Here is a 13,643-nt window from a genome sequence, read left to right on the forward strand (position 1 = left end):
TCCCTCAATGAGAAGGGAATTATTAATATTAATGAATGAGTTAATGGAATTGCAGTGTTCTACTTGCTTCGTGAGTTTTTCAGTAATTCTATTAACTCCTTTACGATTTCCCTGTAATCACCTACCACTCCATAATCTGCATATTCAAATATTGGCGCATTCGGATCACTGTTTATAGCCACAATTACCTTGGATTCCTTCATGCCAAACACGTGTTGAATCGCACCACTAACACCGACACCTATGTACAGCGCGGGCCTTATTGTCTTTCCTGTCTGACCCACTTGTCTATCAAGATCTAGCCAACCGGCATCCACAGCCTTCTTAGTACCGCCTATTGTACCGCCAAGTAATTTGGCGAGTTCTGTGAGAAGCTTGACGCCATCTGTACTCCCTACTCCGCGCCCAGCCACCACTACCACGTCCGACTTCTCAACTGGTGGTAGTTCCTCGCCCTTGACCACAGGCCTTACGTTAATGAGCCCATGTCCATTAATGCCTGGTGGTGTGTCTATTGTCTCAACTATTATTTCGCCATTCCTGTTGGGGTCCCTTGGTGGTGTTGGAAATACGTTAGGCCTGACACTGGCGAGTTGGGGTCTCCTACTTGGGGTCCTTATATGGGCTAATATGCTACCACCATACGTTGGTCTTACTTGGTCTAGGTCCCTCGTCTTTGGATCTACGTCTAACTCGGTACAGTCAGCGGTTATACCGGTCTTAAGTGAGTTGGCTACGTATGGTGCTAGTTCCCTGCCCCTCTTTGTTGCTGCGAATAGTATTATTTCCGGTTTATACTTGGTGGCTAGTTGTACTATGACATTGGAGTAAATGTGCGGTACGTACTTTTCCAGGGCTGGGTGATCTATGTAAATGACCTTATCGGCACCGTAATAAATGGGTTCCTTGACTACGTCACCGATGTTGTGACCAAGCATTATTGCGGTCACGTCAGTACTTATCTTGCCAGCTAATTCCCTGGCCTTACCAATTAATTGCAAACTGCCGTCCTTAATAACCCCATTAATGAGCTCAACGTAGACCCAAATACCCTTATGCTCATTCTTATTTACTGGATTCCACTCACTGCAAATCTTCTGCTGTGTCTGTGCTGTGCTCATGGTTTGATCACCCCCTCCTTAGTTAGGTTATCCAATAACCACTTGGCAGCCTCCCTTGGATCACCCTTGAATATCTGCTTCTTTCTTTCGACCGGTTTTGCATCCTCAATCTTGGCTACTATCGTTGGTGAACCCCTAAGGCCAATGCATTCCCTTTCCAGTTTCAATGTGTTGTTATCCACGATCTTTACCAGGTTATTTAACTTGGCCTCCACCTTCCTAATTAGGCCTATGTCCCTGGGGGGATTACTATTTCTATACACGCTTACTACTATTGGCAATTTATACTCATAAGTTTCGTAAACACCCTCATCCTCTAGATACCTATTTACAGTAATTAGCCTATCCTCAGGCTTAACCTCAGCGTCAACGGCATAGTAAATATAGGGCAGGTTCAGCCAGGAAGCCACTTGAGCTGGCATGTGAGCTGTTGAGGAATCCGTGGTCTCCTCACCAAATACTATTAAGTCAAAGCTAGAGAACAATCTCTGTATACTCCTAGCCACTGCGTAGGAGGTGGCCAGCGTATCGGCACCAGCAAACGCCCTGTCAGAGAGTAGGTATGCCTCGTCGGCGCCCATTCCTATTGTCGACTCTAGGAAGTCCTTACCGCTGAGTGGCGCCATTGATATTGTAATGACCTTACCACCATACTTATCCTTAAGCCTGAGCGCGAATTCAAGGGCGTTCCTATCGTACGGATTAATCATCAGTGGTACACCCTCACGTACTAGGTTGTGTGTTACTGGGTCCAGCTTAACGGCTGTTATGTTGGGTACGGCCGCCTTCACAGGTACTATTATCGTTAATCCGCTCATCGAGAAGAGGTAAACGTTTGACTTAATATGTATTTCTGGAACTTTGACATATATAGAATTATATAGTTAATTTAATTGTAATCAGCCAAACCTGTATTGAACGCCAAAGCCGCTCTTGGGGTAGTTCCACTCAATGTTATTCTCTGGGCAGACCAAGCGGCATGTGCCGCACTCTAGGCAGCCCTCGTGTGAGAATAGGACTGTGCCGTCTGGGCCCGGCGTGTAACACCTTGCTGGGCATAGGTATAGGCAGGGCTTCTTATCGCACTTCCTGCATTGGTCTGGGTCTATAATCCTAATGTGCGGTCTCTGGTCAACATCCCATGCATTACTATTCAATCTCTCCTCAATTATTATCTTTCTCTCCAGGCTCATAGGTTCATCACCAGTCTCACGGCATCCTTTGCAAGGTCAATTAGTGATAACTTACCTTTGCTCCCCAGGAATGTTGAGCCTATCTTCTTTGGCGTACCATCAACCTCGAAATACCTCTTCAACAAGTTGTTTATCATTCTCACGTAGTCACTGTATAGGCTCGGCTCTATTAAAACCTTGTGTGCATTCCTAAAGGTCTTGAGTTCCTTAAGTACAAAGGAGTCCTCAAGCAGTTTTCCATAAACAGACAGGGCCTCTTCATCATATTTTCCCAAGTCGTGTGCCTTCACAATGGCCTCAGCGGCCAACCTACCGCTCTCCATGGCGAAGTCCACGCCCCTAATAATTATGCCAAGGTGAAGCAGGAAACCAGCCGCATCACCTGCAACCAGGTATCCATTACCGTACAGTTTGGGCGGTGCCGCATTGATACCGGCAACCGGCGTTAGATGGGCCGAGTACTCAAGAAGTTGACCGCCCTTGGTTACTCTCTTCACCATTGGATGAAGCCTAAACTCCTCAACTAAGTCATGCACTGGCGTATCGAGTTGATAACCATAACTCAGGTAGAGGACTACTCCCAGGGTTATTGCATCCTTATTTGTGTAAATGAAGGCGCCTCCTGGTAGGTAGTGCGTTGGGAATCCAGCTGCGACCCACGCCATGCCCTCATCCTCATCTAGGTTAAACCTTTCATTAATTGTCTCCCTGCTCAGTTTGATGACTTCCTTGGCACCCAGGGCCACGACCTCTGGACTTAACTTGGGCGCTAAACCGCTCCTTTCGAGAACCAACCTGTTTATGCCCTCAGCCACTATCGTTACGTCTGCATAAACCTCGTCATTACCGGCCCTGATGCCAACCACCTTACCGTCTTTGATTATTAGTGAGTCGACGGGTATCTCAGAAACGATAATCGCGCCGGCTGACTCGGCCTTCTTATCAAGCCACTCGACGAAGTTAGTTAGGTAGGCAGTGAATGATTTGTGTTCAATGTTCATAGTCTCGAAGTCCACGGTTGTCCAAGTATCCTCAGTCATCATAGTTATTCTCTCTCTCCTGACCCAACGTTCGACGGGCGCCTCCTTAACGTACTCTGGGTATAGCTTATCGAGTACGTGGGCGTATATCCTACCTCCATAGACGTTTTTGCTACCTGGCTTCTTCCCTCTCTCGATGACCAGTACCTTGAACCCCTTGCTGGCTAGTTGCTGTGCTGCCGTTAGCCCAGCGGGTCCACCGCCAACGACTATTACATCAAATCGAACTCCCACGAGGTCAAAGCCTAGACATATACCTTATTAAGTATTAAGACTACATAGATTTGTTATACAAAGTACTTAAGCATCATATTATTCAGAAAAGGGCATCACGGTGTTGCAAGCCCATTCCTCCGGAAAGGGCGCCATTAGTCAGGTCATGTTTTTAATCAGTCTTAGGCTTGGGGCAGATTGGTTTAAATTCTGTTCGTGATATATAAGTGTGGTTTATGGTTTGGTTAATCTCCTTTTTAGGGTGATGAAAACGAACCCAATGATCTAAATGATGTGGCTCTATCCTTACTGATTTTAGACTAAGAGAGAAATCTGTTTGTTTGTACAGCTACGTGGTTGTTCCATGTGGTTTTTCGAATAAACAGGCTTAATTTTAGCGCAAAAGAGAAATCGCTGTATGTCATCTCTTGGTGAAAATATTGATAAACTTGTTGAAAAGAAAATTGAAAAATCAGGAAACGGCACAGGTACACTAATAACGGCCATTAGGTTGTTGAATAGGGGTGCCGTTAGGTGGGCACTGAGGGTATTGACCAAGGAGGTTGAGTTCAAGGGTGAAAAGAAGCCACTAATGGAGTGGGTTTTAGCTAAGTACGCCGGTGAGTCCCAATGCCCAACAGTGGCTCATTTCGTTGCCCCATTCTTTGAGATGGGTATGAAACTAGCCACGGCTTGGCTCCACGCTGATGAGGAACCAGTTAGGGAGTTGCTCAATGACCCAGCAATTAGGAGGGGCATAGTCACAACGCTGAGGGGCATAGCCCTATTTGGCGTAACGACGCCACAGAAACTACCTGCCCCATTCTTCATAGTCTGGAACTTCACGAACGCCTGCAACCTAAAGTGCATGCATTGTTACCAGAATGCTGGTAAGCCGCTGCCCAATGAGTTGACGCTTGAGGAGAAGCTTAGGGTTGTTAAGGAGCTAGATGAGGCCGGTGTACCGGCAATCGCATTGTCAGGCGGTGAACCAACGGTTCACAGGGACTTCTGGCCAGTGCTAGCTGAGATAGGCAGGAGGGGCTTCTACCCAGCCATTGCGACCAATGGAACTACATTTGCAAGTATTGAGGTTGCCGAGAGGGCTAGGAAGCTTGGACTTAGGTATGTTGAGATTAGTATTGACGCAGCTGACCCCAATGTTCATGATAAGTTCAGGGGAGTACCAGGCGCATGGGCTAAGGCCGTGAAGGGTCTTGAGAATGCCGTTAAGCTGGGCTTCAGTGCGGCCTTGGCGTTCACAGTGACCAAGTACAATATCCATGAGGTTGATAAGATACTCGACCTGGCCCAGGAGATTGGTGTTAAGAGGGTCGTGTTCTTCAACTTCATACCGGTTGGTAGGGGCCGTGAGAACCTGGAGATTGACTTATCGCCTGAGGAGAGGGAGGAGTTCCTTAGGCACATTTATAGGGAGATGAAGAGAAGGAAGATGGAGATCATAAGCACAGCCCCTCAGTACGGCAGGGTTGTTAATCAATTAAGCAATGGTGAGGACGTCTCACCAACGCACTTCGTGGTGGCCAACGACCCAGTGACTAGGGAGTTAACGGAGTTCATCGGTGGTTGCGGCGCCGGCCGTGTCTATGCAGCTATTGAGCCTGAGGGCACCCTAACACCCTGTGTCTTCCTGCCATATCCAGTGGGTAACCTCAGGTCCAAGTCCTTCTGGGACATTTGGATAGACCCATTCATGGAGAACTTCAGGGATAGGGACAGGCTTGAGGGGTTCTGTGGTAGGTGCCCGTATAAGTTGATTTGCGGTGGTTGTAGGGCTAGGGCATATAACTACTTCGATGACGTACTTGCCCCAGACCCAGGATGCATATACAACTCGGCCGAGTGGAGGAAATTGCAGGAGGACGTGCTTAGGATAAAGGTGAGGGTGTCACCATTAAACTTCAAGTGAGGTGGTGAGCGTGAAGGTGCTCCTAGCGGTCCCGCCAGGTATTGATAAACTGGAGCTCTATAAAGTCCTTGGACTGAAGGCACCACCACTTGGTCTTGCATGGATAGCGGCAGTACTTGAGAGGGCTGGGCATAAGGTTAGGATTATTGATTCACCCACTGAGGGCATTGACTTGAGGACTTTTGTTAATGAGGTTAAGTCCTGGCAACCTGATGTTGTTGGGTTAACAGCGATAACACCGACGGTTTACAAGGCGTATGAGGCCGTTAAGGCAATTAGGGAGTACGATAGTGATATACCGATAATTATGGGTGGCCCGCATGCAACATTTATGTACGAAGAAGCGCTAAACAATGGCATTGACGTGGTTGTCAGAGGTGAGGGTGAATACTCAACACTTGAGTTTGTGAGTATACTCGATAAGTACGGCCTTGATGCCAAGCGTTTAAGGACAGTAAGTGGATTGGTCTTTAGGGATGGTTCTCAGATAGTAAGGACGTCAGATAGACCGCCGATTAGGAACCTCGATGAACTACCACCACCTGCCCGTCACCTGTTGCCCATGGATAAGTATACCATATTCGGTAAACCGATTAGGATAGTTCACGTGATGGCCAGTAGGGGGTGCCCATACGGCTGCTCCTTCTGTTCCACGTCGTACTTCTGGGGCAGGATGGTTAGGTATAGGTCCGCCAAGGCCGTGGTTGATGAAATCGAGGACTCCATGCAGAAGTATAAGACTAACATCATTGTCTTTACGGATGATGAGTTCACCCTAGGCAAGAGATTCGTTTATGAGTTCCTAAGGGAAATAGAGGAGAGGAAGCTCGACATAAACTTTTCCTGCGGTTCCAGGGTTGACACGATAGACAGGGAAATGATGAATGCCTTGAAGAGCCATGGATGCACGGCCCTGTACTTCGGGGTTGAGTCCGGTAGCCAGGAAACGATCAATAGGATTGGAAAGAGGATAACACTGGAGCGTACAATTAAGGTCTTTCAATGGGCTAAGGAGACCAGCATTGATCACGTGGGTTCCTTCGTGATAGGTTTCCCATGGGAATCCATTGATGACATGAAGAATACAGTTAAGTTCGCCATGAAACTCAACCCATCCTATGCCCAATTCACTGTGGCAACTCCATACCCAGGCACACCACTTTACCAGCAGGCAGTTAATGATAACCTAATTGAGGATTTCAATTGGGAGCATTACACCACGTTGAGGGCCGTTATGAGGGGTTATAAATTCACCAAGGAGCAGGCCCAGAAGATGCTTCAGTGGGCTTACGTGAAGTACTACAGTAGGCTTGGCTTTTTGATTCATGAGTTGGTGCATGGTAGGTTGGGGACTGTGATAACGGCCATTAAGAATTCATTAGTGCCGTGGTTCACCGAGAGACTGCTTGGGCGTAGTGAGTAAATTAAGTGCTGGTGCTAAGTATTTCCCTCAAGGCCGTTAGACTTCTCCTACCTGGCAATGTGGCGTTAACAAAGGAATCTCTATTCATGTTCACACCCCACGCCTTAATGATCTCCAGCACCCTATCAAGGTCATCCGTGAATGTTCCATTCTCGACATAATTATGCACAAAGTTTAATGCACTATACATGGTATTAAGGCCGTGAACCTTGGCTAGCCAAACAATAATGTCAGGCACGTTTAGGACCACCAGGTTTTTCTCGCTCATTCTAATGATTAATCTCATGTATAATGTTGTGACGTTATTCACAGTAACGCACTGTACCTTTTCGCAATCGTTATCGTTTACTATATAAGTATCATGAACCTTAATACTACCTGTCCCGAATTCTATGGATAACGAGGCACTTAACTTTCCAAGCCTAAAGATTTCTATTTCACCACCAAGTTTCTCCACAATCCTTCTCATTCTCCTGAAGAACTTGTGAACTTCATTCCTATCGCAGTTTCTGGTCAGTAATGGCGTTGTTGCAAGTATAGGCAAATCCATGCAGTTTAGGTTAAGGTTACTGCATCGTTCAGCTCTTTTATATAGAATAAACAGTATTAGGTGCAGGGTATCCAGGTACTTTATTGGGCATTCATTAATTGGTACATCTCTAAAATCCATAAAGCCAATCACTTGCATCCCGGTAGTTACTTAAAAACCTATTGATATACACCCGTAGAACTACAGGTCAATTACTTCTTAACGGCTTTCTTTTCAGACTTCCTCTTCTTCATCTCCTCACGGAATTTCTTAGCCTCCTCCTTAGGCATATTCCTAAGCTTCACGTAAAGCGGCTCCAGTCTCTCGCCAGTGTTTGGGTCGTCATAGACATGCGCCTCCACAGTGCTCCTGTGCCTACCATACTCAGTGATCACCCTTAACACATATACCTGCTTGGCATCAACACCAATTGCCTTAGCAACCTCCTCCCTTAACTGTAACCTGCTTGGTGTTGGTAAGCCGACGTGCCAAGCCTCAGCAATAACCTCCTTACGACCAATTGCCTTATTCTCCCTAATATTGAGTAACTTAAAACTGATCTTACCAGCCTCCACACCCTCTGGTAATTGTGGTACTGACATCCCAGTGTGAGGCGGAGCAACCCCTTAATAAGCATTAAACCCTTTAAGTGGGATTCACAGGACCTCGATTGCGTACATGCCCTCCTTAGTAATGCCGAGTTTCTTGGCTATGCAGGACTCCTCAGGCTTCAGTATTATTATCAAGCCCATCCAGTCCTTAGTGAACTCCGTACCACCGCAAACAGGGCACTTATCACTTTCCTCTGGCACGATAGCCTTACAATTCCTACAAGCCTTATAACCAGGCAATGGACTGCGCCTTACCGGTCTTCTGCCCCTTGTGCTCATTACATGCGTTGTGCGGTTTACTTTAATAAACTTTAACTTTTATTCATCATTAAATTATTATATTTTCGTCATTGCCATAGCTATAAATAGGCGTTGAACCCAGGTTAGAGATATGAGGTTACGCATGGGTAAACACTCTTTAACCCATCTAACAACGGTAAATGTACCATGAATGGCGTGATTAATAAACTCCTTGAGGTATTCAAAGGAATGAGAAGTGAATTGGAGAGTGTTGGTTGGTTTCCTGGAGATGCCGAGTCAACCAAGTGGTGGGGCGGTGCTGAGTCTCCCGATGAGGTTGTTATAACCGCAATACTTGTTCAGCAAACCCGATGGGATGCAGTTCATGCTGCCCTTAACAGGCTTAGGCAAATGGGCCTTAACAGGCTGGAGAGTGTGGCCAATACAGACCCTGGCTACTTGGCTGAGGTTATTAAGGGCGTTAATTATAGGTTCACGAAGGCCATGAGGCTGGTGAGGCTTGCCAGGAACATAACAATGATTGGTGGGTTAGAGGCGCTAAGGCGTAGGCCTGATGTTAGGGAATTCCTGCTTGGGCAGGAGGGCATTGGTAAGGAAACCGCGGACTCAATAATGCTCTTTGCCCTTAACATGCTGTCGATACCCATATCCCAATACATGAAGCGTGTGATTAATAGGATCCTGGGTACTGAGTTGGGTGATGGGTATGAGACGTGGAAGGGGTTTCTCGAGGAGTTACTACCGAGGGACCTTTATGTGTATAAACTCGTGCATGCATCAATAGTTACAATAGGCAAGAAGTACTGTCTATTGGACAACCCGCTATGCAATGAATGCCCATTAAGGGAGGTATGTCTCTACGCAAAGAATAGGGAATTACCTTCCATTCAACAACGCCACAATTAAACGCGTTATTCCTTCCTCAACATCGTCAATGCCCAACAACTCCCTCTCAGGCGTTAGGTCACTGACGGCATACCTCTCCAGGTACCTGGCGTTCACGCTGAGGAAGTTTGGCCCCCATTTATAAAGCCGCAGAACGGCCTCAGCTTCCTTCCTGAAGCCCAGTATGTATAATGCGGCGGCCACGGCCTCTATTGTGCTCAGTATGTATGGCTTACCATAATGGGGTGGGTTAACAGCTATGAGTAACGGTAATCTCCTCCTTACGAAGTAAACCCTGGGCAACTTATCGTGTAGCTCCACGGCTCTCCTCCAGGAGCAGTCTATTATGGATAGACCCCTGCGTATTACCGTGTCCCTGTCGCTTAGTGTTAATGGCGACTTGGCAGTTGGATCAAGGAGTATAGAGCCCCTCGGCAGGTGCCTAACGCTATCGACTAGCTGTACAAATCCAAACCTAGCCATTTTTACTGCGGTGTTCTTGCTTGGATCATCCTGCGGCAACCTATGTATAAATATTCTTGGTAATTGCATAACTATGAGGTATTACTAACTTAATACTTTAATAACTAACTCCCATAATAATAAGCAATGAGTAAATTGCCTCATTATAGGGAGGGCCTCCGCGCCGTGACAGCCTCCGGCGAGTACATTGATGACATACCCACCCTGCCTGGCACGCTTTACATGGCTATATACAGAAGTCCATATGCCCATGCACGGATCCTCAGGGTGGACCTCGGCGGGGTCCTTGAGCATGGTGGCATTGCCTACGGGCCCAATGACCTGGCAAAGGTAATACCCAACCAATTCCCGCTGGCCGTGGAGGCACCGATTAAGTACTACCCCTTTGCCCGGGATAAGGCTAGGTTTGTCGGTGAACCCATAGCCGTGGTCCTAGCAAACGATCCTTACAAAGCCATTGACCTACTTGATTACGTTCAGGTTGATTTCGAACCCCTGAAACCAGTTGTGTCCTTTGACGATGCATTGAAGGGCGACGTTCTTGTCCATGAGGAAGTCAAGTCCAATATAGCCATGTATAGACACATGAAGTTTGGCCCAGTTGATAAGGTGTTCTCAGAGTCCCCCATTTTAGTGAAGAGGGAGTTTTATTACCCGAAGCATAGTGCAATGCCGTTGGAGACCTATGGCGTGCTTGCCCACTATATTGGTGGCGAGTTAAACGTGTGGGCCAATGTACAGGGACCAATGTTAATAGCGTATTTCGTGGCCAGGGCATTGGGCATACCAACAAGCAACCTGAGACTCTTTAGTCCTAGAGATGTAGGTGGTAGCTTTGGTTCCAAGTATTCGCTCTACCCATACATAACCCTGGCGGCTGCGGCGTCAATACTAAGCGGTAAACCGGTTAAGTGGGTTGAGAGCAGGACGGAGCACCTGGTAGGCAGTAACTCAGGTGGCGCTAGGAAGGGCGTTGTGGAGGTTGCGGCAACGAGGGATGGAATGATCCAGGGATTTAGGTTTAGGTTCTATGAAGACGTTGGCGCATACCCAAGGCCCCCAGATCCAGGCGCCCTATTTAGGGTTCATGGAAATATGAATGGTGCATACGATGTTAGGGCTATTGAGGTTGAGGACTACGTGGTAATCACCAATAAGTTACCAACGGGCCTAAATAGGGCCTATGGTGGACCACCATTTTATTACATGTTTGAAATTGCCGTTAATGAACTAGCCCGTGAATTAGGCATAGACCCGCTCGAGCTCAGGATTAAGAACCTCGTTAGGGAGTTCCCGAAGAAGGTCGGTGATGAGTACTTCTACGAGACTGTTACAGGCGGGCTTTACCCAAGGCAGGATTATGAGAGGGTTGTTAGGGCTATTGAGCCTGAGTATAGGCGTTGGCTTGAGGAGAGGAGGAAAAACCCGAACATTGGTGTTGGTGTTGCGGTCATTGTCGAGCCCGCAGGCACAAACCTAGGCTATACAGACCTTGCAATTGAGCCTAGTAAGCGTAAGTACCCACACTCCGGCTCCGGTTCCTACGTAACCATTAGCATAGACATGAGCGGTTACATTAGGGTTTTCGTTAATGGCACAAATGAGGGGCTTGGTCATGAGACAACGCTCGCTGAGGTCATTGCCTCGGAATTTGGTGTTGATCCATCGATTGTGGCTGTTGAGAATAGGGTTGATACCACGAGGACGTGGGCATTATCAGATGGTTCATACTCATCCAGGTTCGCCCCAATAGTAGTTAGTGCAGCAATACTCGCCGCTAGGCAGTTGAAGGATAAATTAACTAGGCTCGCAATGGCGATACTTGGCACAGATAAGGTTGGTTATGAGAATGGTCAATTCTACGACATAAATAACCCAAGTAGGAGGATTGATATTAGGAGGATGGCATCATCAATTAATTGGGACCCAGGCTCGCTACCTGAGGGCCTAGACGCATCGTTAAGCGCCACCGTGTTTTACCAACCACCAACCGTTAAGGCTGCCGAGGGTGATAGGATCAACTCCTCAGCCACGTATGCAATACAGGCGCAATTAGCGGTTATAGAGCTTGACCCAAATACGTACGACATTAAGGTTAGGAAGTACGTTATAGCCCACGATGCAGGTAGGGTATTGAAGAGGGAGTTCGTTGATGGACAGTTAATGGGTGGTTTAATGCATGGGCTTGCTCTCACGTTGTATGAGGAGTTGATGTATGATGACCAGGGTAATCCAGTAACAACTAGCCTTGATATTTATGAATCACCAACGCTCGCTGAGGCCGTGGGTATTGACATGGAGTTCATACACTTCGAAACACCGACTAAGCACCTTGTCTCTGGTGCTCATGGTGTTGGTGAGGGTGTAATGATGGGTGTACCGGCGGCAATCGTCAACGCCCTAGCATCAATAATTGGTAAGGCAGTGACTGACCTGCCATTGAGGCCGTATAAGATTATGAGGGCTATTGAAGGGTGATGGGTATGGCCTACTCACTCGGTTTTCCCAGGGGATTTAAGTACGTTAGGGCTTCAACAATTGATGAGGCGTTGAAGCTACTTAGTGAGTATGGTGGTGATGCCAAGGTGCTTGCTGGCGGTATGAGTCTCATGCCAATGCTTAAGCTCAGGATGACTGAGGTTAAGTACCTAGTTGATATACTAGGTATTAATGAACTTAGGTATGTTAGGGTTGATGGTAATTACCTAAGGATTGGTGCTTTGACGACACATGGCGACATTGCAATGAATAAATTAGTGAATGAATATGCGAAGATACTTAGTGAATCTGCCTGGCACATAGCGGATATTCAGGTTAGGAACCTGGGCACAATAGGCGGTAGCATAGCCCATGCAGACCCAGCGGCTAATTACTACCCAGCCCTAATAGCCCTGGACGCTGAGGTTATCATTAAGGGCATTGGTATGGAGAGGGCGATTAAGGTTTCAGACCTGTATAAGGGGCCTTATATGACTGATTTGAAGCAGAATGAAATAATTACCGAGATCAGAATACCGCTTAGCGGTTTAAGAGGTGTTTATGAATTCTTTAGGAGAGGTGGTGCGTCATTTCCAAGCGTGATAGTTGCAGTTACTTATCGGGAGAGGGATGGCGTTGTAACTGACTCAAGGATAGCAATAGGCGCGGTCTACCCAGAGCCAGTGCTGGTGAGTGGTCACCTGAATGGGCTTGAGGTTAAGGAGGTTAGGGCTAGGGTAAGTGATATTGTTAATACCATATTCTCATCAATAGATGCAAAGCCCCTTGAGGACACCCACGCACCCAGTGATTATAAGGTTAGGGTAGCCAGGAACCTATTGACTAAGGCGTTGATGAGTATAGCTAATGGCTCAATGCAGTACCTGAAGACACCCACCAAGGAGGACTTGATTAGGTGGGAGTATAGGGATGGCGTTGAGTACGTGAGTGACCTAGTTAGAGTTAGGGTTAATGTTAATGGGCAGTGGATTGAGGACCTGGTGGAGCCAAGGCTACTACTCCTCGACTTCCTGAGGAGACATGGCTTTAGGGAGGTTAGGAGGGGTTGTGATGAAGGTAAGTGCGGTGCATGCACTGTGCTTGTTGATGGTAGGGCCATTAAGTCATGCATGGTCCCGGTGGTCAGGGTTTCAGGGCACTCGGTAACCACGATAAGGGGTTTGAGTAAGGGTATGGAGTTGCACCCAATACAGAGGGCGTTCCTTGAGGAGTACGCAATGCAATGCGGCTTCTGTACTCATGGATTCATGATGGTCACTCATGACTACCTCACGAACATTGATCCAGTGGCTGATGAGGATGTCATGAAACTGAGCATAAAGAATATATGCCGCTGTACCGGTTATGCCAACATTATTAAGGCGATAAAGAGGGCCGCCAAGTATATGGGCGGTAGTTCCGTGTAAGGTATTCTCTTTTTGTTTCTTTCTATTCAAAAGTAACGGATTCAATCAG

13 protein-coding genes are annotated in these 13,643 nt (G+C 47.2%); 5 read left to right on the forward strand and 8 right to left on the reverse strand.

Annotated features, from left to right (window positions below; all coding sequences use genetic code 11):
* Positions 1–59: 59 nt before the first annotated feature.
* The 4 genes from Vsou_RS12250 to Vsou_RS12265 form a co-directional block, all read right to left on the reverse strand.
* A complete protein-coding gene (locus Vsou_RS12250; RefSeq protein WP_188603115.1) occupies positions 60–1,121 on the reverse strand; it encodes an electron transfer flavoprotein subunit alpha/FixB family protein in 1,062 nt (353 codons plus the stop codon).
* Positions 1,118–1,939, reverse strand: coding sequence for an electron transfer flavoprotein subunit beta/FixA family protein (locus tag Vsou_RS12255; RefSeq protein WP_188603116.1), 822 nt, complete (start codon positions 1,937–1,939; stop codon positions 1,118–1,120). The genes Vsou_RS12250 and Vsou_RS12255 overlap by 4 nt, the downstream gene beginning before the upstream one ends.
* 81 nt (positions 1,940–2,020) lie before the next feature.
* A complete protein-coding gene (locus Vsou_RS12260; RefSeq protein WP_188603117.1) occupies positions 2,021–2,314 on the reverse strand; it encodes a ferredoxin family protein in 294 nt (97 codons plus the stop codon).
* On the reverse strand, positions 2,311–3,588 hold the full coding sequence (locus Vsou_RS12265; protein ID WP_188603118.1) for an FAD-dependent oxidoreductase: 1,278 nt from the start codon (positions 3,586–3,588) through the stop codon (positions 2,311–2,313). The genes Vsou_RS12260 and Vsou_RS12265 overlap by 4 nt, the downstream gene beginning before the upstream one ends.
* A 397-nt stretch (positions 3,589–3,985) precedes the next feature.
* Here Vsou_RS12265 and Vsou_RS12270 point away from each other — a divergent pair, with 397 nt between their 5' ends.
* Positions 3,986–5,497, forward strand: coding sequence for a radical SAM/SPASM domain-containing protein (locus Vsou_RS12270; protein ID WP_188603119.1), 1,512 nt, complete (start codon positions 3,986–3,988; stop codon positions 5,495–5,497).
* A 4-nt stretch (positions 5,498–5,501) separates the two neighbouring features.
* Entirely contained in the window at positions 5,502–6,920 is a 1,419-nt protein-coding gene (locus Vsou_RS12275; protein ID WP_188603120.1) for a B12-binding domain-containing radical SAM protein, read from the forward strand.
* Position 6,921: 1 nt separating this feature from the next.
* Here Vsou_RS12275 and Vsou_RS12280 read toward each other — a convergent pair whose 3' ends face one another.
* From Vsou_RS12280 to spt4, 3 genes are all read right to left on the reverse strand, one after another.
* A complete protein-coding gene (locus Vsou_RS12280) occupies positions 6,922–7,590 on the reverse strand; it encodes a hypothetical protein (protein ID WP_188603241.1) in 669 nt (222 codons plus the stop codon).
* A gap of 71 nt (positions 7,591–7,661) precedes the next feature.
* On the reverse strand, positions 7,662–8,051 hold the full coding sequence (locus tag Vsou_RS12285) for a 30S ribosomal protein S24e (protein WP_054843622.1): 390 nt from the start codon (positions 8,049–8,051) through the stop codon (positions 7,662–7,664).
* A gap of 54 nt (positions 8,052–8,105) precedes the next feature.
* Positions 8,106–8,339 (reverse strand): transcription elongation factor subunit Spt4, encoded by a 234-nt coding sequence (spt4, locus tag Vsou_RS12290; RefSeq protein WP_188603121.1) that lies wholly within the window; start codon positions 8,337–8,339, stop codon positions 8,106–8,108.
* A 210-nt stretch (positions 8,340–8,549) separates the two neighbouring features.
* On the opposite strand from spt4, the gene Vsou_RS12295 reads away from it, so the two are divergent.
* Positions 8,550–9,227 carry an endonuclease III domain-containing protein gene (locus Vsou_RS12295; RefSeq protein ID WP_229709788.1) on the forward strand — a complete coding sequence of 226 codons (678 nt, stop codon included), beginning with the start codon at positions 8,550–8,552 and terminating at the stop codon, positions 9,225–9,227.
* Here the strand turns inward: Vsou_RS12295 and Vsou_RS12300 are convergent.
* Positions 9,198–9,758, reverse strand: a complete 561-nt coding sequence (locus tag Vsou_RS12300; protein WP_188603123.1) for a 16S rRNA aminocarboxypropyltransferase — start codon at positions 9,756–9,758, stop codon at positions 9,198–9,200. The genes Vsou_RS12295 and Vsou_RS12300 overlap by 30 nt on opposite strands.
* 57 nt (positions 9,759–9,815) lie before the next feature.
* On the opposite strand from Vsou_RS12300, the gene Vsou_RS12305 reads away from it, so the two are divergent.
* Together Vsou_RS12305 and Vsou_RS12310 are read left to right on the forward strand one after the other, a co-directional pair.
* Complete coding sequence (locus tag Vsou_RS12305) at positions 9,816–12,167, forward strand: xanthine dehydrogenase family protein molybdopterin-binding subunit (protein ID WP_188603124.1); 2,352 nt, start codon at positions 9,816–9,818, stop codon at positions 12,165–12,167.
* The gene (locus tag Vsou_RS12310; RefSeq protein ID WP_188603125.1) at positions 12,167–13,594 is read left to right on the forward strand and encodes an FAD binding domain-containing protein; all 1,428 of its coding nucleotides are present in this window, start codon (positions 12,167–12,169) and stop codon (positions 13,592–13,594) included. The genes Vsou_RS12305 and Vsou_RS12310 overlap by 1 nt, the downstream gene beginning before the upstream one ends.
* Positions 13,595–13,643: the final 49 nt, after the last annotated feature.

The sequence above is a fragment of the Vulcanisaeta souniana JCM 11219 genome (assembly GCF_026000775.1).
Lineage (GTDB): Archaea > Thermoproteota > Thermoprotei > Thermoproteales > Thermocladiaceae > Vulcanisaeta > Vulcanisaeta souniana.

Excerpts from the sequence above, each read along its gene's own strand:
- Vsou_RS12250 (WP_188603115.1), bottom strand. The coding sequence starts at position 1,121 with ATGAGCACAGCACAGACACAGCAGAAGATTTGCAGTGAGTGGAATCCA.
- Vsou_RS12255 (WP_188603116.1), bottom strand. The coding sequence starts at position 1,939 with ATGAGCGGATTAACGATAATAGTACCTGTGAAGGCGGCCGTACCCAAC.
- Vsou_RS12260 (WP_188603117.1), bottom strand. The coding sequence starts at position 2,314 with ATGAGCCTGGAGAGAAAGATAATAATTGAGGAGAGATTGAATAGTAAT.
- Vsou_RS12270 (WP_188603119.1), top strand. The coding sequence starts at position 3,986 with ATGTCATCTCTTGGTGAAAATATTGATAAACTTGTTGAAAAGAAAATT.
- Vsou_RS12280 (WP_188603241.1), bottom strand. The coding sequence starts at position 7,590 with ATGGATTTTAGAGATGTACCAATTAATGAATGCCCAATAAAGTACCTG.
- Vsou_RS12285 (WP_054843622.1), bottom strand. The coding sequence starts at position 8,051 with ATGTCAGTACCACAATTACCAGAGGGTGTGGAGGCTGGTAAGATCAGT.
- spt4 (WP_188603121.1), bottom strand. The coding sequence starts at position 8,339 with ATGAGCACAAGGGGCAGAAGACCGGTAAGGCGCAGTCCATTGCCTGGT.
- Vsou_RS12295 (WP_229709788.1), top strand. The coding sequence starts at position 8,550 with ATGAGAAGTGAATTGGAGAGTGTTGGTTGGTTTCCTGGAGATGCCGAG.
- Vsou_RS12300 (WP_188603123.1), bottom strand. The coding sequence starts at position 9,758 with ATGCAATTACCAAGAATATTTATACATAGGTTGCCGCAGGATGATCCA.
- Vsou_RS12305 (WP_188603124.1), top strand. The coding sequence starts at position 9,816 with ATGAGTAAATTGCCTCATTATAGGGAGGGCCTCCGCGCCGTGACAGCC.
- Vsou_RS12310 (WP_188603125.1), top strand. The coding sequence starts at position 12,167 with ATGGGTATGGCCTACTCACTCGGTTTTCCCAGGGGATTTAAGTACGTT.